17 protein-coding genes, 1 pseudogene and 1 riboswitch are annotated in these 18,027 nt (G+C 53.4%); of the genes and pseudogenes, 7 read left to right on the forward strand and 11 right to left on the reverse strand.

Annotated elements, in window-relative coordinates:
* Positions 1-11: 11 nt before the first annotated feature.
* From ACQG1Y_RS13685 to mntP, 3 genes are all read left to right on the forward strand, one after another.
* Complete coding sequence (locus ACQG1Y_RS13685) at positions 12-863, forward strand: PTS mannose transporter subunit IID (RefSeq protein WP_006810994.1); 852 nt, start codon at positions 12-14, stop codon at positions 861-863.
* A 54-nt stretch (positions 864-917) separates the two neighbouring features.
* Positions 918-1,376 (forward strand): DUF986 family protein, encoded by a 459-nt coding sequence (locus ACQG1Y_RS13690; RefSeq protein WP_015570303.1) that lies wholly within the window; start codon positions 918-920, stop codon positions 1,374-1,376.
* A gap of 198 nt (positions 1,377-1,574) precedes the next feature.
* A riboswitch (yybP-ykoY riboswitch) is annotated at positions 1,575-1,774 on the forward strand.
* Position 1,775: 1 nt separating this feature from the next.
* Entirely contained in the window at positions 1,776-2,342 is a 567-nt protein-coding gene (mntP, locus tag ACQG1Y_RS13695) for a manganese efflux pump MntP (RefSeq protein ID WP_003859911.1), read from the forward strand.
* Here mntP and rlmA read toward each other — a convergent pair.
* The 6 genes and pseudogenes from rlmA to mgrB all read right to left on the reverse strand — a co-directional run bounded on the left by rlmA (position 2,339) and on the right by mgrB (position 6,697).
* Positions 2,339-3,154, reverse strand: a complete 816-nt coding sequence (gene rlmA, locus ACQG1Y_RS13700) for a 23S rRNA (guanine(745)-N(1))-methyltransferase (RefSeq protein ID WP_032653960.1) — start codon at positions 3,152-3,154, stop codon at positions 2,339-2,341. The two genes, mntP and rlmA, sit on opposite strands and share 4 nt — an antisense overlap.
* 39 nt (positions 3,155-3,193) lie before the next feature.
* A complete protein-coding gene (gene ftsI, locus ACQG1Y_RS13705; protein WP_063138280.1) occupies positions 3,194-4,939 on the reverse strand; it encodes a peptidoglycan glycosyltransferase FtsI in 1,746 nt (581 codons plus the stop codon).
* A 216-nt stretch (positions 4,940-5,155) separates the two neighbouring features.
* A complete protein-coding gene (gene cspE / locus ACQG1Y_RS13710; protein WP_001062678.1) occupies positions 5,156-5,365 on the reverse strand; it encodes a transcription antiterminator/RNA stability regulator CspE in 210 nt (69 codons plus the stop codon).
* A 12-nt stretch (positions 5,366-5,377) separates the two neighbouring features.
* A pseudogene (locus ACQG1Y_RS13715) lies at positions 5,378-5,522 on the reverse strand (DUF2627 domain-containing protein).
* A 669-nt stretch (positions 5,523-6,191) separates the two neighbouring features.
* Complete coding sequence (locus ACQG1Y_RS13720; RefSeq protein WP_058688644.1) at positions 6,192-6,479, reverse strand: YebO family protein; 288 nt, start codon at positions 6,477-6,479, stop codon at positions 6,192-6,194.
* A gap of 74 nt (positions 6,480-6,553) precedes the next feature.
* Positions 6,554-6,697, reverse strand: a complete 144-nt coding sequence (gene mgrB, locus ACQG1Y_RS13725; RefSeq protein WP_003859906.1) for a PhoP/PhoQ regulator MgrB — start codon at positions 6,695-6,697, stop codon at positions 6,554-6,556.
* Positions 6,698-6,857: 160 nt separating this feature from the next.
* Here mgrB and ACQG1Y_RS13730 point away from each other — a divergent pair, with 160 nt between their 5' ends.
* Entirely contained in the window at positions 6,858-7,097 is a 240-nt protein-coding gene (locus ACQG1Y_RS13730; RefSeq protein WP_077579974.1) for a YobH family protein, read from the forward strand.
* Positions 7,098-7,160: 63 nt separating this feature from the next.
* On the opposite strand, the gene kdgR is transcribed toward ACQG1Y_RS13730, so the two are convergent.
* The gene (gene kdgR, locus ACQG1Y_RS13735) at positions 7,161-7,952 is read right to left on the reverse strand and encodes a DNA-binding transcriptional regulator KdgR (RefSeq protein ID WP_015570299.1); all 792 of its coding nucleotides are present in this window, start codon (positions 7,950-7,952) and stop codon (positions 7,161-7,163) included.
* Positions 7,953-8,130: 178 nt separating this feature from the next.
* Between kdgR and ACQG1Y_RS13740 the strand changes: the two genes are divergently transcribed.
* Positions 8,131-9,504, forward strand: a complete 1,374-nt coding sequence (locus tag ACQG1Y_RS13740; RefSeq protein ID WP_032648592.1) for an MFS transporter — start codon at positions 8,131-8,133, stop codon at positions 9,502-9,504.
* A gap of 51 nt (positions 9,505-9,555) precedes the next feature.
* On the opposite strand, the gene htpX is transcribed toward ACQG1Y_RS13740, so the two are convergent.
* The 4 genes from htpX to ACQG1Y_RS13760 all read right to left on the reverse strand — a co-directional run bounded on the left by htpX (position 9,556) and on the right by ACQG1Y_RS13760 (position 13,979).
* Positions 9,556-10,437: a protease HtpX gene (gene htpX, locus ACQG1Y_RS13745; protein WP_045348666.1), complete on the reverse strand. Its 882-nt coding sequence runs from the start codon at positions 10,435-10,437 to the stop codon at positions 9,556-9,558.
* A gap of 193 nt (positions 10,438-10,630) precedes the next feature.
* A complete protein-coding gene (gene prc / locus ACQG1Y_RS13750; RefSeq protein WP_015570296.1) occupies positions 10,631-12,679 on the reverse strand; it encodes a carboxy terminal-processing peptidase in 2,049 nt (682 codons plus the stop codon).
* A 19-nt stretch (positions 12,680-12,698) separates the two neighbouring features.
* Positions 12,699-13,385 (reverse strand): RNA chaperone ProQ, encoded by a 687-nt coding sequence (gene proQ, locus ACQG1Y_RS13755; protein WP_063624098.1) that lies wholly within the window; start codon positions 13,383-13,385, stop codon positions 12,699-12,701.
* A 96-nt stretch (positions 13,386-13,481) separates the two neighbouring features.
* Complete coding sequence (locus ACQG1Y_RS13760) at positions 13,482-13,979, reverse strand: GAF domain-containing protein (protein WP_006811006.1); 498 nt, start codon at positions 13,977-13,979, stop codon at positions 13,482-13,484.
* A 132-nt stretch (positions 13,980-14,111) separates the two neighbouring features.
* Between ACQG1Y_RS13760 and yebS the strand changes: the two genes are divergently transcribed.
* Both yebS and ACQG1Y_RS13770 read left to right on the forward strand, forming a co-directional pair.
* Entirely contained in the window at positions 14,112-15,395 is a 1,284-nt protein-coding gene (gene yebS, locus ACQG1Y_RS13765) for a membrane integrity lipid transport subunit YebS (RefSeq protein WP_020480541.1), read from the forward strand.
* Positions 15,364-17,997 (forward strand): PqiB family protein, encoded by a 2,634-nt coding sequence (locus tag ACQG1Y_RS13770; protein WP_017693254.1) that lies wholly within the window; start codon positions 15,364-15,366, stop codon positions 17,995-17,997. The genes yebS and ACQG1Y_RS13770 overlap by 32 nt, the downstream gene beginning before the upstream one ends.
* The last annotated feature ends 30 nt before the right edge of the window (positions 17,998-18,027 follow it).

Below are 18,027 nucleotides of genomic sequence, written 5' to 3' on the forward strand. Positions count from 1 at the left end.
AGGTGAGCGAAATGGTTGATATGACAAAAACTACCACTGAGAAAAAACTCACTCCGGGTGATATTCGTGGCGTGTTCATCCGTTCTAACCTGTTTCAGGGTTCATGGAACTTCGAACGTATGCAGGCGCTCGGCTTCTGCTTCTCCATGGTGCCGGCCATCAAACGCCTGTATCCGGAAAACAACGAAGCACGCCGTCAGGCAATTAAGCGTCACCTGGAATTCTTCAACACCCATCCTTATGTTGCGGCGCCGGTTCTGGGCGTGACGCTGGCAATGGAAGAGCAGCGTGCGAACGGGGCTGAGATCGACGATGGTGCCATCAACGGTATCAAAGTTGGTCTGATGGGGCCGCTGGCAGGCGTGGGCGACCCGATCTTCTGGGGTACCGTGCGTCCGGTCTTTGCGGCGCTGGGCGCCGGGATCGCCATGAGCGGCAGCCTGCTCGGTCCTCTGCTGTTCTTCATCCTGTTCAACGCGGTGCGTCTGCTGACCCGTTACTACGGCGTGGCGTACGGTTATCGTAAAGGGGTGGATATCGTTAAGGATATGGGCGGCGGCTTCCTGCAAAAACTGACTGAGGGGGCGTCAATCCTCGGCCTGTTTGTAATGGGGGCGCTGGTTAACAAGTGGACGCACGTGAACATCCCGCTGGTGGTATCGACGATCACTGGTCAGGATGGTCAGACGCGCGTTACCACCGTGCAGACGATTCTGGACCAGCTGATGCCGGGCCTGGTACCGCTGCTGCTAACCTTCGCCTGTATGTGGCTGCTGCGTAAGAAAGTGAACCCGCTGTGGATCATCGTTGGCTTCTTCGTCATCGGTATCGCGGGCTACGCCGTCGGCCTGCTGGGTCTGTAATAAAATGCGTTACCGACCGGGGGCTTGCCCCCGGTCTTTTTATCTGGAGGATGAATGACTGTCACGGACACCGTACTGGTTTTATTTATTGTTGCCCTTCTGGCTTACGCGATCTATGACGAGTTCATTATGCCTCGCCGCCACGGCGAGACGCTGCTGACCCTTCCCCTCTTACGCCGTGGACGCATTGATGCGTTTATCTTCGCCGGTCTGGTAGTCATCCTGATTTACAATAATGTGACCAGCCACGGCGCAATATTAACCACATGGTTATTATGTGCGCTGGCATTAATGGCGATTTACCTGTTCTGGATCCGCTCGCCAAAACTCATTTTTAAAAAACACGGATTCTTCTTCGCCAATGTCTGGATAGAATATAACCGTATTAAAGAGATGAATTTATCCGAAGACGGGGTTCTGGTGATGCAATTAGAACAACGCCGCCTGCTCATCCGGGTCAAAAATATTGATGACCTGGAAAAGATCTACAAATTACTCGTTAAAACTCAATGAGTTAATATTATAGCATCGGCTATATATTGCATTATTCTTAAACCAGCAATATAGCCGATGCTATATCTCCTCTGTTAATTGCCTTATATTTGTTAACGATATTTTCACGCATAAATCTAAATGAAAATCGTTATCAATATAGTGGCTATATAAAGCCATCTTCGTTGTTGTTTTATATTCTCAAAATATGTTAAGGTTGCGCCCGTCGTTGGGGAGTAGCCGATTTCCTGCCTGCGGGAAATGTACGTGTCAACATACTCGTTGAAAAACGTGGCGCGTACGGATCGTTTTCAGCACACTTACAGTGCGAAAGCGATCAGGCGAGACCATAGATACATCAACTGCTGTTTACTGGGGGCAGTGATGTGTCATATGGATATCCCCGGTCTGGACGCTCTTATGAATATCTCCGCTACGATCCTTCTGGCTTTTGGCATGTCCATGGACGCATTTGCCGCCTCTATTGGTAAAGGCGCCACCCTCCATAAACCTAAATTTTCCGAAGCTCTGCGTACCGGTCTCATCTTTGGCGCTATCGAAACGCTGACGCCGCTTATCGGCTGGGGTCTGGGGATGCTCGCCAGCCAGTTTGTGCTGGAGTGGAATCACTGGATTGCTTTCGTGCTGCTGGTGTTCCTCGGCGGACGCATGGTGATTGAAGGCTTTCGTGGTAACGGCGATGAAGATGATGCGCCGCTGCAACGCCACGGCTTCTGGCTTCTGGTGACAACCGCCATCGCAACCAGCCTGGATGCAATGGCCGTGGGTGTCGGTCTGGCGTTTTTGCAGGTCAATATTATCGCCACCGCGCTGGCGATTGGCTGCGCCACGCTGATCATGTCAACGCTGGGGATGATGGTGGGTCGGTTCATTGGCCCGCTGTTAGGCAAACGCGCCGAAATTCTGGGCGGTATCGTGTTGATCGGGATTGGTGCCCAAATCCTTTGGGCACACTTCGCGGGTTAACCTTCGCGCTGCCAGCAATGGATGCTGAAATCCGTCTGGCAGCGAAATTCTGTCTGCGCTGCCAGCGTTTCCCACACCTCTGGTTTTGCCCGCCATGCAAACGGCGTCATTTGCAGTAACGCCACCGCTTCACTTCCCTGCAACGTCATTTCATACGCTACCGACTGCGCCTGCTTTAACGCAAAGCCCGCCAGCTGTTCAGAGTGCGGCGCATGCAGGTGAACTTCATCATAGATCAGCCCTTTTAACTCCAGCAGATGACGCGGCCCTGGCGTGACGGTGATAACCCAGCCGCCAGGCTTAACGACGCGCGCCAGCTCCTCTGCCTTGCACGGCGCATAGATACGCACCACGGCGTCCATACTCGCTTCTTCAAACGGCAGGCGGTGGCTGGAGGCCACGCAGAACGTTACCGCTGAGTAGCGTTTGGCTGCCGAACGGATTGCCACTTTCGACACGTCCAGCCCGTAAGTTTCGGCGCCCTTCTCAGCCGCCACGTCAGCAAACGTGGCGGTGTAGTAACCTTCGCCGCAGCCGATATCCAGCATGGCGGATGCGCCTTCTGTCAGATATTGACGGAGTAAGGCGACAACGGCATCCCTGAGCGGTTGATAGTGCCCGGCATCGAGAAACGCCCGGCGCGCCTGCATCATCTCCGCGCTGTCACCCGGGTCCCGGGAGCGCTTGTGTTGTACCGGCAGAAGATTTACATAGCCCTCTTTCGCCCGGTCAAACTGATGTCCCTGTGGACAGATAAACGTTTTCTCCGCGCGCGTCAGCGGCGCGTGGCAAAGGGGACAACTGAAAGACATGACAGCTCCAGGGCGTAAACCAAAAGGCGAAGTGTACCGCTATTCGCCAGGGTTATAAACGGCTGGGTGACGCATCACGATCAGATGGTCAGAATCTGCCGGCAGCCCGTCTGGCTTCACGTTTTCCAGGCGCAGGACGTTACCCATAATTTCGCTGAACACGGGCGCAGAAACGGCCCCGCCATAGTAGGCACCGTTTTGCGGATCGTTGATCACCACCACCAGCGCGAAACGGGGATCGCTGGCAGGCGCAACGCCTGCGGTATAGGCGACGTATTTATCCACATACTTACCATGTTCATCGATTTTTTTGGCCGTCCCGGTTTTTATCGCCACGCGATAGTTACGCACCGCCGCTTTGACCCCGCCACCGCCGGGTAACGCAACGCTCTCCATCATATGTTCCACCTCGTGAACAATTTCCTCGGGCATCACCCGCTTGCCAATCACCGGCGGGTCAATACGGGTGATGGACAGAGGCCGTTCAATGCCGTAGCTGCCGATGGTGGCATACACATGCGCCAGTTGGAGGGGGGTTACCATCAGGCCATACCCAAAGGCAAAGGTCGCCCGATCTAACTGACTCCAGAATTTTCGCTGCGGCAGTAAACCTGCGCTTTCTCCCGTTAAACCAAGCCCGGTACTCTCGCCAAAACCAAAGTTTTTATAGGTATCCAGTAACCGTTGCACGGGCATCGCCAGCGAAAGACGGGATACGCCTGTGTCGCTGGATTTTTGCAAAATCCCGGTCATCGTCAGCTCGGGGTAGTAGCCCACATCACGAATACGATGACCATCAATGGTGTAGGGATGCGTATCTATCACGCTGTCAGGCTGTACCAGCCCCTGCTGTAGCGCCGTCATCAGCACCAGAGGCTTAACGGTCGAGCCAGGTTCAAAGGTGTCGCTGATCGCGCGATTGCGAAAATCATCCAGCGTTGCCCCTTCCCGGTTGTTGGGATTAAAGTCGGGGAAGCTCGCCATCGCCAGAATTTCGCCCGTCCGGATATTAATCAGCACCGACGCGCCTGACTCGGCTTTGTTCCACGCCACGGCATTATCCAGCGCGTCTTCGGTGATAGTTTGCAGGCGTTCATCGATACTAAGCTGGATATTATGTGCAGGTACGGGAGCCACCTCCGTAAGGTTCTCCACCACATGTCCGTAGCGATCTTTCCTGACCAGCCGCACGCCTGCCTTCCCGGTAAGCTGCGTGTTAAAGCTTTTCTCGACGCCCTCAATGCCCTGACCATCAATATTGGTGAAGCCAATCAGGTTCGCCGCCACGTGCCCGGCAGGATAAAAGCGGCGGGACTCATCGCGAAGGTTGATACCGGGGAGACGTAGCTTATCGATCCACTTTGCCTGGGCGGGATCAACCTGACGGGCCAGGTAAATAAATCGCCCGTGCGGGTTACTGTTAATTCGCGATGCGAGCGTACTCAGAGAAAGGTGTAAGGCATTTGCCAGGGCCTGCCAGCGCAAGTCAAAACCGATCCCCCCTTTTTCCAGCACTGTTTTGGGATCGGCCCAGACGGCCTGGACGGGTACGCTCACCGCAAGGGGTCGCCCTTCACGGTCAACAATCATCCCACGCGGGGCGTCTATCGCCACTTCGCGCAGGGAGCGCATATCCTCCTGCTTCACCAGATTATCCGGTTTGATAATTTGTAGCCACGCTACGCGGCCCAGCAGAAACGCAAGGCTACAAAAGATGGCGAGACACAGAAGTGCAAAACGTGCCGGAGTAAAATTTCCGGTGGTGGTTATTGTCTTTTTTTTCACCTTAACCCCAGGGCTGTTAATCAACGCCCTGATTTAACGGGAAAAGCGGATAATAAGGCGGGAAAACAATGCTAATAATCTCGCGGGTTTGCAACAAGATAATAACAGAGGAGGATTACGTAATATTTTGAAAAATAAGCGAATAAAAAAGCCCCGCATCGGCGAGGCTTATGTCTGAGATCGAAGCGCTGAGCGCTTCAGTCAGCAGTGATTCGATCAGATAGCAGTTACGTTAACCGCAGCTGGGCCTTTCTGGCCATCCTGAATTTCGAACTCAACGTTCTGGCCTTCAGCCAGAGTTTTGAAGCCGTTACCCTGGATTGCAGAGAAGTGTACGAACACGTCTTTGCTGCCGTCAGCAGGAGTAATGAAACCAAAACCTTTAGACTCGTTGAACCACTTAACTTGACCTTTAATCTTTGCCATTTGCAAAATTCCTTAGAGTGTTTTCTTAGCCCGCGGGCTTTGACATAGATAAAACTGAGACATTACTGCTTGAGGCACTAATATAAGGTTCGGCAGAGAAGCGGTATTCAACGACAACGTGTTTACTCAGGACTTCTTTACTGAAAATGCCACACATAAACAGTACTGTACCTCGTTTGACCCAAAACGTGTTATCACACACAACGTTTAATATGGCAAGCCATTTTTAAACGTGTCTCGATCCGCCGCACAAATTCAGACGTTACTCCATAACAATCTGCACAGTTATGCGAATTGTCAAATGAAGCGCCACCTGACCTCACTGCCCGCAGGGTGCGTTGACGCGCCCTGTAATCAAAGACTTTTTAAACATAGCTCAATCATTTCAAAGCGTCCATCCCAATCCCAGAATTTCTTTAAAGGAATGACTGAGTTAGAACATTTTGTGAAAAGTTATGCTGAAAACATTGCAACGCACCAACATGTGTCAGGGAATATACGATGTTAATTACATTTTGCTAACTGTATTAAAAACCACCATTTAATAAGTGTTATTCTGCACCAAAATAATGAAATTTTTATGACTCTGCCTCAAAACAAGGCAAGCAAAACGTTTCGATAAAAATAAAACACTTCAGGAAAGATAAAGCACACTATTTATTCAACGAAACTGAATTTGTTAAATAAGGATAAATATTCGCCAGTTTTCAGTGTGCTAAAACATGAGTTAACTGCTGCTTAATTAAATGTCGGGAAGTTGTGGGATGCATTTGATAAGGGAGGGGATTTACGCCGTACGTCAGGCCACCTCCCCGCTCCGGGCAGACTATCGTTCAGCTACCAGGCGAATGAAGTCTTCCTCGTCTTGTTGTTGAGCAACAGCGTCCTTCGGTAACGCTTTCTCCTCCGGCTCGTTGGCTTCGCACAAACGACGCAGCAGCGCAGTCTGCCGTTTCTGCTGATCGAGCAATGCTTCCAGCAGCTCAATCTGCTCGTTTGTGCGGGAGCTGGCGCGGTTAACGAAAAACCACAGCACCAGCCCAACGACCAGCACCAACAAAGACATTACCAGGGATGCAATGCTCAGCAGCCCCGAATTCAGTAACTCACCCATTTCACCACCTCAGTAAAAACCGCCATTTTACCACTGCCGCCGCGTAAGGACATCACTCAGCGTAAAAATGGTCTCTACCAGGGGATAAACTTATTGATTGAACAAATGCCGCTAAAGAACTGTACATCCTGATCGCACATCACATTGATAGTCTGCGTCCACAGCACCACGCATGCTATCAACACTATAATCAGAATTACCCAGCGTATTTTTTTCACTCCACACTCCGTCTTATGACCTGATACAGCCAGGTTATCACGGTTATCTTAAACAGGGGCTAACTGTACCTTCAACAGACGCTTTTCGGAATCGTGCACTTGTTTCACTGCGTAAAGCCGTTACGCTTACTCTATGACAACAAAGAAAAAAGAGGCAACGATGCGTTTATTTATTCGTACAGTAATTGTACTGGCCATTGTCTGGATCGGCCTGTTATTAAGTGGGTACGGCGTATTAATGGGGAGCAAAGAAAATGCCGCGGGTCTGGGTATCCAGTGTAAATATCTTACCGCCCAGGGGATAAGCACGGCTCAGTACATCCATTCCGACAGCGGGATCATCGGGTTAACCAACTGTCCTGTGCTGCGTAAATCATCTGTTGTGGTTGATAACGGTTAATCAGCGCTGAACTTCGCTTACAGAAACGCCGCAAAAGTGCGGCGTTTTTATTGGTGGCGTCGATCAGAACGGATAATCGTTATAGCCCATCTGCTCTGAAATTTTGCGCGCTGCGGTATGCAGAATCGCCACATATTCATGAAGACGCTCTTCAGAGAAACGCAGCGTTGGGAACGAAATGCTCAGGCCCGCAATGACAACGCCGAAGCGGTCAAACACCGGCACACCGATGCAACGCAGCCCCTCTTCCTGCTCTTCGTTATCTTCCCCGTAACCCTGCTCACGCACTTTATCCAGCACGCTCAGCAGTTCTTCCGTACTGGTAATCGTGCGGTCGGTGCTGCGTTTGTACTCCACCCCGTCAAGGATTTGCTTCACCTCTTCGCGATCGCGCCAGGCCAGCAGTACTTTACCAATTGCGGTGCTGTACAGCGGGTTACGACGACCAATGCGTGAATACATGCGCAGGTTGTACATGGAGTCAATTTTGTGGATGTAAACAATGCTGTCTTCATCCAGCGCACCGAGGTGAATTGTCTCTTTCGTCAGTCGTGAAAGTTCACGCATCTGAATGTCAGCGCTGCGGATCAGATCCACGTTCTGCAAGGCACGGGCGCCCAGTTCAAACAGTTTCAGGGTCAGAGAATATTTTTCTGATTCTCCTTCCTGCGCGACATAACCCAATGATTTCATCGTCTGCAAAAAGCGATAAACGGTGCTTTTCGACATCATCACACGCTGCGACAACTCTGTAATACCAATTTCACGCTCTTCTCCGAGCGCCTGCAAGATGCCAAACACCTTCAGCACGGAAGAAACAGAATCTGGCTGCTTATCCAAATCTGCGATTGCCATTTATCACCTCATGGAGAGTGTTTTATAAAAATCAGAACCGGTTTTTATTATAAATTCGTGTGATGCGTGCTGCAATCTATCTGGGTTTACTTCGTTACAAATCTGCGACATAAAACCGAAATAACGATGCTAAAATAGTTACTCTGAAAATAATTTCACGTTGAGCCATTCTTTTCCCATGCAAAAAAACGTTTCTGATGGCCTGCCCTTACCGCAGCGGTACGGGGCAATTGCCACTATTGTCATCGGTATTTCGATGGCTGTCCTTGACGGTGCGATTGCCAACGTGGCTCTTCCTACGATTGCCAAAGACCTTAATGCTTCGCCGGCAAGCTCCATCTGGATTGTGAACGCGTACCAGATAGCGATTGTGATTTCCCTTCTGTCACTCTCTTTCCTGGGCGATATGTTTGGTTATCGCCGGGTTTACCAGTGCGGGCTGGTGGTGTTTACCCTCACCTCGCTCTTCTGTGCCCTTTCAGATTCACTGCACACCCTTACGCTGGCGCGTATCGCGCAGGGCTTTGGCGGCGCGGCGCTAATGAGCGTGAACACGGCCCTGATACGGCTTATTTATCCTCAACGCCACCTGGGGCGCGGCATGGGCATTAACTCCTTTATTGTGGCCGTGTCGTCCGCCGCCGGCCCAACGATTGCCGCCGCCATCCTGTCCGTTGCCTCGTGGCAGTGGCTGTTTGCCATTAACGTGCCGCTGGGCATTGTGGCGATCTTCTTCGCCCTGCGCTATCTTCCGGAAAATGGTCCGAAAAGTACCATGCCACGTTTCGATCTGCCCAGCGCCGTGATGAACGCGCTGACTTTTGGCCTGCTGATTACCGCGCTGAGCGGATTTGCGCAGGGACAGTCTCTGTCGCTCATTGCCGCAGAAATCGTTGCCATGCTTATCATCGGCTTTTTCTTTGTACGACGTCAGCTGGCGCTGCCCGTGCCGCTACTTCCGGTGGATTTGCTACGTATTCCGCTGTTTTCGCTATCCATTTGTACCTCCATTTGCTCGTTCTGCGCCCAGATGCTGGCGCTGGTTGCGCTGCCGTTCTTTTTGCAGAGCGTGATTGGCCGTTCAGAAGTGGAGACAGGCTTGCTGCTCACGCCCTGGCCGCTGGCAACCATGGTGATGGCCCCGCTGGCCGGTTACCTTATTGAGCGCGTCCATGCTGGGCTTCTGGGGGCGATTGGGCTGGTTGTCATGGCGGTGGGACTGTTTTCGCTGGCGCTCCTGCCCGCCTCGCCGGGGGATCTGGATATTATCTGGCGCATGATCCTGTGCGGGGCCGGTTTTGGTCTGTTCCAGTCCCCTAATAACCACACGATTATCACCTCTGCCCCACGTCATCGCAGCGGTGGCGCCAGCGGGATGCTGGGCACGGCAAGACTGTTAGGGCAAAGCACCGGGGCCGCACTGGTGGCGTTGATGTTTAACCTTGCCGGGCAGAATGCGACACAGGTTGCGCTGATTACCGCAGGGACCCTGGCGACCCTCGCGGCTGTCATTAGCGGCCTTCGCGTCACCCAGCCAAAGGCGCAGGCATAAAAAAACCGGGCGGAGAATGGCTCCAGCCCGGTTCTTTTCAACCCGATTACGTTACTTCAGGTATTCGCCGCTACGCAGCGCTTCAATACGTTTATCCAGCGGCGGGTGAGACATAAACAGCTCGCTCAGCGACTTTGATTTGCCGTTGATGCAGAAGGCCATCATGCTGTTTGCTTCCTGCGGCTCGTAGCTGGTTTTAAGACGTTGCAGCGCAGCAATCATCTTTTCACGACCCACCAGTTTCGCGGAACCGGCATCCGCGTGGAACTCACGATGACGGGAGAACCACATGGTAATGATGCTTGCCAGGATACCGAACACCAGCTCCAGCACCATTGAAACAGCAAAATAGATCAGCGGGTTGCCGTTGCTCTCTTCACCCTCATCACGGTTGCCACCCATAAACCCGGCAGCAATCTGTGCCAGAATACGAGAAATAAAGATAACGAAGGTGTTCACCACACCCTGGATCAGGGTCATGGTGACCATATCGCCATTGGCGATATGGCTGATCTCGTGAGCAATAACCGCTTCCGCTTCGTCACGGCTCATGTTTTGCAGCAGGCCGGTACTGACGGCCACCAGGGACGCGTCACGACGCGCACCGGTAGCAAACGCGTTAATATCCGGCGCGTGGTAGATGGCTACCTGCGGCATGGCAATGCCCGCCTGCCTTGACTGCTGAGCAACCGTGCTCATCAGCCACTGCTCCATATCGTTACGCGGTTGCTCAATAACTTCACCGCCCACAGATTTCAATGCCATCCACTTCGACATCAGCAGTGAAATGAAAGAGCCACCGAAACCAAACAGCAGCGCCATAATCAACAGACCCTGAACGCTGCTCGACTGAATTCCCGTCAGGCTTAGCACCAGCCCGAATACCACCATCACCGCCAGGTTGGTGAGCAGGAAGAGCGCGATTCGCATCATAATATTCTTTTAACCTCAGTTTAACAAAACGCACTATGCGATTACCCACATCGTATGGGTATTACGGCTATTTTCAAGCATCCAGACGGCGTAAGTCACCAGAAAGACACAACTTTACACAATTGGAAATCCGCCTGACGGAAGGAGGAGGTACATAAAGAAACAGGCACAATTTCTTGTGCCTGTTGGGGGATTATTTTGTCGGAGCTGGTTGCAGGGCGGGTTTCTCTTTTTCCAGCTTCGCCAGATCAAGCGCGATATGCACCGTCTCGTCCAGATACGGATCGGGCTCCTGGTAATCTTTAGGCAGATCGTCCAGTTTTTTAAGCAGAGGCTTGCCTTCACGTTTGAAGCGATCGTTGATACGCGCCAGACGTGTCGCGTCATCTTCATTGTTCTCTTTCTCACGCTGGGCGTAGTTCAGAGACACAATGTTCCGTTTCGCTTTCAAAGCGTTGAAACGCGCGATGTCCTTCATGATGTACTGGAATTCCGGATCCTTCCCGATGCGATCGTTGTGATTTTTCAGCAGTTCCGGTCCGAACTGTTTCATATCACCTGATTTCACGAATGTCGCGGCATCAATGCTATCCCACGGCAGCGCGTTATCTTCAAACTTCTCGCCCGTTTCCGTCTCTTCGGTACCTGTCGGCATCATGATATCCGGCGTCACGCCTTTGCGCTGCGTACTGCCGCCGTTGACGCGGTAAAACTTCTGAATGGTGTACTGTACTGAGCCCAGCGCAGGCCACTCAGGGCGCAGCATCTGGTCGTAAATACGGTTCAGAGAGCGGTACTGCTGAACGGTGCCCTTGCCAAACGTCGGTTCGCCGACGATTAATGCCCGGCCGTAATCCTGCATGGCAGCAGCGAAGATTTCCGATGCAGAGGCGCTGAAGCGATCGACAAGCACCACCAGCGGACCCTTATAGTAGACCACACCATCGGTATCGGCATCTTCACGCACTTTACCGTTGTTATCGCGCACCTGTACCACCGGGCCAGACGGGATAAACAGCCCGGAAAGCGAGACGGCCTCGGTCAATGCCCCGCCGCCGTTGCTGCGCAGGTCAATGATCACGCTGCTGACATTCTGCTTTTCAAGCTTCTGGAGCTGCACTTTCACATCATCGGTCAGGCCGACGTAGAAACCTGGGATATCCAGAACGCCAACCTTCTCTTTACCCACGGTTTTCACCGACATTTTCACCGCGCGATCTTCCAGACGGATACGCTCACGGGTGAGAGTAACGATACGGGTTTTAGTCCCCTTACCGGCTGGCAGGATCTCCAGGCGGACTTTGCTGCCCTTCGGCCCTTTGATCAGCGCAACAACATCATCAAGACGCCAGCCAATCACGTCCACCATGCTCTTTCCGGTTTGACCCACACCGACAATACGGTCGCCTACGCTGATCGCTTTGCTTTTCGACGCAGGGCCACCGGCCACCATGGAGTTGATTACGGTGTAGTCATCGTCCATCTGAAGCACAGCACCGATACCTTCCAGAGACAGGCTCATTTCGGTATTGAACTGTTCGGTGTTACGTGGAGAGAGATAATTAGTGTGCGGATCAATTTCATGCGCAAACGCGGTCATCGCCAGCGAGAAAACATCTTCACTGTTGGTCTGCGCCAGACGACGAATAGCGAATTTGTATCGACGATTTAACGTCTCACGGATCTCTTTCTCGTCTTTGCCTGTAAGCTTGAGGCTCAGTTCGTCATATTTGACTTTTCCGTCCCACAGCGCATTCAGTTCAGCCTCGTCTTTCGGCCATGGCGCTTTGCTGCGGTCCAGATTAAAGGTGTCGTTGCCGGTGAAGTCCATCGGACGTTCCAGCACTTTCAGCGCGTATTGATAACGCTCAAAACGGCGCTTTTGCGATAAGTTGTACAGATCGTAGAACAGATCGAGCTTTCCGGAGCGCAGCTCATCACCCACTTCGGATTTGCGTTTAGCGAACTGTTCGACATCGCTGGCCAGCAGTACGTTATGGCTGTAATCCAGCAAGTTCAGATAACGGTCAAAGATTTTGGCCGAAAAGGCCTGATCGAGATCGAACTGACGATAGTGCGAACGAGTAAAGCGCGACGTCACGCGCTCACTCACCGTCGCGTGCTGAGTCTCTTCCTTGAGAACCGGAATTTGATCAACACGCGTAATATCGTCCACAGCGAAAGCATGGCCTGTTATAGCAAACAGGCCAGCCAGCGCGGTGAGCTTAAAAAAAGTGTTCATGCCAGGCTCGGCCTCCGTTTCAGAACAACAAGTGTTCTGCGCGTACAATCATTGACATACCAGAAGTCAGCTGTACACGAACGCCATCTTTGGTGATTTCCAGTACGGTGGCGTCCATCGCGTTGTTACCCGCTTTCACCTTCAGAGACTGACCTACGCTCAGCGCATTGATGTCAGAAACTGGGGTGTGGCGCGGCTCTTCGCGCGGCGCACGTGGGGCTTTAGCTGCTGGTTTGTCAGCACGCGGTTTGCGATCGTTATTTTCAGTACGACGCGGTGCCGGGCGCGGTTTACGCTCGCGACGAGGGGCGTCTTCCTGACCGTTTGCCGCTGCGGCTTCGCGTTTTTTCGCCTGCTGTTCCGCACGCTGTGCCTGCACGCGAGCTTTGGCTTCTTCAAGCTGCTTACGCGCATGTTCTACGTGCTGCTCGTCCAGCTCACCGCACGGGTTGCCGTCAAGGTCGACACGGCTCGCACCCGGCTTGATACCGTACAGGTAACGCCAGCTCGAGGTATAAAGGCGCAAGGCAGAACGAAGCTGCGTTTTGCTGAGGTTCATCTCCCCCTCAACGCGCGCGACCAGATCCTGAAAGATACCGACTTTCAGAGGACGCGCTTCACCTTCAGCGCTGAAGCACTGCGGGAAACGCTCGGCCAGAAATGCGATAACTTCTTTACTGCTATTCAACTTAGGTTGATTTTCCATGAAATTTCCTGATTACAACGGACGTTGCCAACAAGCGCAGGCATGAACAGGCGACATTATAATGACGCTATCAGTAAATGCTACGTTATCCGTTGATTATCCTGCGACGCTCGCAAAGAATTTATGATAATCGGTCTCTGCCAGAACATTTTCCAGGTTTGCGGCCAGCGCGCGCAGCCCCTGCTCATCCTCGGCAGTAAAGCGGCTGAAGACCGTGCTGTCGATATCCAGAACGCCAATAATCTGATTTTTAACCACCAGCGGCAGTACGATTTCAGAATTGCTGCTGGCATCGCAGGCAATGTGGCCGTCAAACGCATGAACATCTTCGACACGCTGAACCTGACGAGTCGCCACTGCGGTACCGCACACGCCACGACCTACCGGGATGCGTACGCAGGCGAGTTTCCCCTGGAAGGGCCCGAGCACCAGCGTGTCGCCTTCCAGCAGATAAAAGCCCGCCCAGTTCACGTCAGAAAGGCGTTCGAACAGTAACGCACTGGTATTTGCCAGAGTGGCTAAGAAACTGGTTTCCCCTGCCATTAATGCCTTAAAATCGCGATTCAGATCCGCGTAGAATTCTGTTTTGTTCATTATTCAATCACTTAGTTATCTTACATAGTTACCGCATAGCCTATTAAAATAAGCATTAAATGCGCTCATGCTCAAGATGAATCCGTTCATGAGTTATTATAACTTTCAACAATACTAATCTGTGTGCGACTGATGGCCCTAAAAACACCCCAAATTACGCCGACACGAAAGATCGTTGTCCGTACGGTAAGCCAGGCTCTGCCCCGTGCACATTATCAGCGTTGTCCCCAGTGCGATACGCTTTTTATGTTGCCGAAGATGAAATCGCACCAAAGTGCTTTTTGTCCTTGCTGCGATGCCAAAATTCGCGATGGCCGGGACTGGTCATTGACGCGCCTGGCAGCAATGGCGGTCACCATGCTGCTGCTGATGCCCTTCGCCTGGACCGAGCCGCTGTTAAAGCTCTACCTGCTTGGCGTGCGTATTGACGCTAACGTGTTGCAGGGGATCTGGCAGATGACGCGCCAGGGCGATCCGCTTACGGCCGCCATGGTGCTGTTCTGCGTCGTCGGCGCGCCGTTGGTGCTGGTCGCGGCAATTGCCTACCTGTGGTTTGGCAACATTCTGGGGATGAACCTGCGCCCTGTCCTGCTCATGCTGGAAAAGCTCAAGGAGTGGGTGATGCTGGACATCTATCTGGTAGGCATTGGCGTGGCCTCCATCAAGGTGCAGGATTATGCGTTTTTACAACCCGGCATCGGCCTTTTCGCGTTTATTTCACTGGTCCTGCTGAGTATTTTGACCCTGATTCATCTCAATGTTGAACAGCTTTGGGAGCGATTTTACCCGCAGCGCCCCGCGACCCGGCCTGATGAAAACCTGCGCGTCTGCCTGGGCTGCCATTACACCGGTTTTCCGGATAAACGCGGGAGGTGCCCACGCTGCCACATTCCGTTAAGATTGCGACGCAACAACAGCCTGCAAAAGTGCTGGGCGGCGCTAATCGCCTCCCTGGTATTTTTGTTCCCGGCCAACATGCTGCCGATCTCCGTAATTTATGTGAACGGCGCCCGTCAGGAAGATACTATCCTTTCGGGGATTATCTCTCTGGCGCACAGTAACGTGGGGGTCGCCGCCATTGTTTTCATCGCAAGTATTCTGGTGCCCTTTACCAAAGTGGTGGTGATGTTTACGCTGCTTATCAGCATTCACTTTAAATGCGAACAAGGACTACGCACCCGCATCCTGCTTCTGCGATTTGTGACCTGGATTGGTCGCTGGTCGATGTTGGATCTGTTCGTGATTTCGCTGATGATGTCGCTCATCAATCGCGATCAGTTACTTGCTTTTACCATGGGACCCGCAGCTTTTTATTTCGGCTCTGCGGTGATATTGACTATTCTTGCAGTGGAATGGCTGGACAGCCGCTTACTTTGGGACGCACATGAGTCAGGAAACGCCCGCTTCGCCGACTGAAGCGAGAATTAAAACAAAACGCCGCATTTCGCCATTCTGGTTGCTGCCTGTTATCGCGCTGATGATCGCAGGCTGGCTTATCTGGACGAGCTATGAAGATCGCGGAAGTACCATCACGATTGATTTCCAGTCTGCGGACGGCATTGTCGCCGGACGTACCCCCGTTCGCTTCCAGGGGGTGGAAGTGGGTACCGTGCAGGATATCTCCCTTGGCAAAGGGCTGAACAAAATCCAGGTCCGGGCGAGCATTAAGTCTGACATGCAGGATGCCCTGCGTGCCGAAACGCAGTTCTGGCTGGTCACGCCTAAAGCCTCCCTGGCCGGCGTTTCCGGGCTGGATGCGCTTGTGGGCGGTAACTATATCGGCATGATGCCCGGCAAAGGTGAGCCACAGGATCACTTTGTTGCGCTGGATACCCAGCCGAAATATCGGCTGAATAACGGCGATTTGATGATCCATCTCCGCGCGCCGGATTTGGGCTCGCTGAACAGTGGTTCTCTGGTCTATTTCCGCAAAATTCCGGTAGGCCGCGTTTACGACTACGCCATTAACCCGAACAAAGATGGCGTGACTATTGATGTACTCATCGAGCGCCGTTTTACCAACCTGGTGAAAAAAGGCAGCCGCTTCTGGAACGTCTCAGGCGTCGATGCCGACCTGAGCTTAAGCGGTGCGAAAGTGAAGCTTGAGAGCCTGGCGGCGCTGGTGAATGGCGCTATCGCCTTTGACTCACCAGCTAACTCCAGCCCTGCCGCCGCAGAAGATACCTTTGGCCTGTACGCCGACCTGGCGCACAGCCAGCGCGGTGTCATCGTCAAGCTGACCCTGCCGGATGCCAAAGGCCTGAAAGCCGGTTCGACCCCGCTGATGTACCAGGGTTTAGAGGTCGGGCAACTGACAAAATTAACCCTCAATGCGGGCGGTTCCGTTACCGGCGAAATGACGGTGGATCCTAGCGTGGTGGATCTCCTGCGGGAAAAAACGCGCATTGAACTGCGTAATCCGAAGCTCTCCCTCAGCGACGCCAGCATCAGTTCTCTGCTGACGGGAAGCACCTTTGAGCTGATCCCCGGCGAAGGTGCGCCGAACAAAAACTTTGTTATCGCGCCGGCAGATAAAGCCCTGCTGCAAAAACCGGGCGTGTTGACGGTTACGCTGAATGCACCGGAAAGCTACGGTATTGAAGCCGGGCAACCGCTGATCCTGCACGGTGTGCAGGTGGGCCAGGTCCTCGAACGTAAGCTGTCGGAAAAAGGGGTCTCCTTCTCCGCCGCCATCGATCCGCAGTACGGCAACCTGGTCCACGGCGACAGTAAATTTGTGGTTAACAGTCGGGTCGACGTGAAGGTGGGTCTGGACGGGGTTGAGTTCCTCGGCGCCAGCGCCAGTGAGTGGGTTAACGGCGGGATCCGCATTCTGCCGGGCAGCAAAGGTGCGCTGCGCGAAAGCTATCCGCTGTTCGCCAATCTGGACAAAGCCATTGAAAACAGCCTCGGCGACCTGCCAACCACCACGCTGACCTTAAGCGCTGAAACGCTGCCGGATGTCCAGGCAGGCTCCGTCGTGCTTTACCGTAAGTTTGAGGTGGGGGAAGTGATCACCGTTCGTCCTCGTGCGGACGCGTTTGATATCGAACTGCATATCAAGCCGGAGTACCGCAAGCTGCTCACGCCAAACAGCGTGTTCTGGGCTGAGGGTGGCGCGAAAGTGCAGCTCAACGGCAGCGGGCTGACCGTACAGGCATCGCCTCTCTCCCGTGCCCTGCGCGGTGCGATCAGCTTCGATAACCTGAGCGGCGCCGGCGGCAACATGCGTAAAGGTGACAAGCGGATCCTCTTCCCGTCCGAAACCGCGGCGCGCGCGGTCGGGGGGCAAATTACCCTGCACACCTTTGATGCCGGTAAACTGGCAGAAGGCATGCCCATCCGCTATCTCGGCATTGATATCGGGCAGGTCCAGAAGCTGACGCTGATCACCGCACGCAATGAAGTGCAGGCGACCGCCGTGCTTTATCCGGAATATGTGCAGACGTTCGCCCGGGCAGGCTCGCGCTTCTCGGTAGTTACGCCGCAAATTTCTGCCGCAGGGGTTGAGCATCTCGATACCATACTTCAGCCGTACATTAACGTTGAACCGGGTCGCGGCAACGCACGTCGTGAATTTGAGTTGCAGGAGGCCACCATCACCGACTCCCGTTATCTGGACGGTCTGAGCATTGTGGTTGAAGTGCCGGAAGCCGGTTCGCTGGGCATCGGTACGCCGGTCCTGTTCCGCGGCATTGAAGTAGGGACAGTAACAAGCCTGACGCTGGGTAATCTGTCCGATCGCGTGATGGTCGGCCTGCGCATCAGCCAGCGTTATCAGCATCTGGTGCGCAACAACTCGGTGTTCTGGCTCGCTTCAGGCTACTCGCTGGACTTCGGCCTGACCGGTGGCGTGGTCAAAACGGGGACCTTTAATCAGTTCATTCGCGGCGGCATTGCCTTCGCGACGCCGCCTGGCACGCCTCTGGCGCCTAAGGCGCAGGCAGGTAAACACTTCCTGCTGCTGGAAAGTGAACCGAAAGAGTGGCGCGAATGGGGAACGGCGCTGCCGCGTTAATCTCGCAGGCTCCGGTGTCAACGCGCCGGA

Origin of the sequence: Enterobacter cloacae complex sp. 397G4 (assembly GCF_050031515.1) — a bacterium.
Taxonomy (GTDB): Bacteria; Pseudomonadota; Gammaproteobacteria; order Enterobacterales; family Enterobacteriaceae; genus Enterobacter; species Enterobacter hormaechei_C.

What these genes read in the sequence shown, in the direction of transcription:
- ACQG1Y_RS13685 (WP_006810994.1), top strand. Translation starts at nt 12, where the DNA reads ATGGTTGATATGACAAAAACTACCACTGAGAAAAAACTCACTCCGGGT.
- ACQG1Y_RS13690 (WP_015570303.1), top strand. Translation starts at nt 918, where the DNA reads ATGACTGTCACGGACACCGTACTGGTTTTATTTATTGTTGCCCTTCTG.
- mntP (WP_003859911.1), top strand. Translation starts at nt 1,776, where the DNA reads ATGAATATCTCCGCTACGATCCTTCTGGCTTTTGGCATGTCCATGGAC.
- rlmA (WP_032653960.1), bottom strand. Translation starts at nt 3,154, where the DNA reads ATGTCTTTCAGTTGTCCCCTTTGCCACGCGCCGCTGACGCGCGCGGAG.
- cspE (WP_001062678.1), bottom strand. Translation starts at nt 5,365, where the DNA reads ATGGCAAAGATTAAAGGTCAAGTTAAGTGGTTCAACGAGTCTAAAGGT.
- ACQG1Y_RS13720 (WP_058688644.1), bottom strand. Translation starts at nt 6,479, where the DNA reads ATGGGTGAGTTACTGAATTCGGGGCTGCTGAGCATTGCATCCCTGGTA.
- ACQG1Y_RS13730 (WP_077579974.1), top strand. Translation starts at nt 6,858, where the DNA reads ATGCGTTTATTTATTCGTACAGTAATTGTACTGGCCATTGTCTGGATC.
- kdgR (WP_015570299.1), bottom strand. Translation starts at nt 7,952, where the DNA reads ATGGCAATCGCAGATTTGGATAAGCAGCCAGATTCTGTTTCTTCCGTG.
- ACQG1Y_RS13740 (WP_032648592.1), top strand. Translation starts at nt 8,131, where the DNA reads ATGCAAAAAAACGTTTCTGATGGCCTGCCCTTACCGCAGCGGTACGGG.
- htpX (WP_045348666.1), bottom strand. Translation starts at nt 10,437, where the DNA reads ATGATGCGAATCGCGCTCTTCCTGCTCACCAACCTGGCGGTGATGGTG.
- prc (WP_015570296.1), bottom strand. Translation starts at nt 12,679, where the DNA reads ATGAACACTTTTTTTAAGCTCACCGCGCTGGCTGGCCTGTTTGCTATA.
- proQ (WP_063624098.1), bottom strand. Translation starts at nt 13,385, where the DNA reads ATGGAAAATCAACCTAAGTTGAATAGCAGTAAAGAAGTTATCGCATTT.
- ACQG1Y_RS13760 (WP_006811006.1), bottom strand. Translation starts at nt 13,979, where the DNA reads ATGAACAAAACAGAATTCTACGCGGATCTGAATCGCGATTTTAAGGCA.
- yebS (WP_020480541.1), top strand. Translation starts at nt 14,112, where the DNA reads ATGGCCCTAAAAACACCCCAAATTACGCCGACACGAAAGATCGTTGTC.
- ACQG1Y_RS13770 (WP_017693254.1), top strand. Translation starts at nt 15,364, where the DNA reads ATGAGTCAGGAAACGCCCGCTTCGCCGACTGAAGCGAGAATTAAAACA.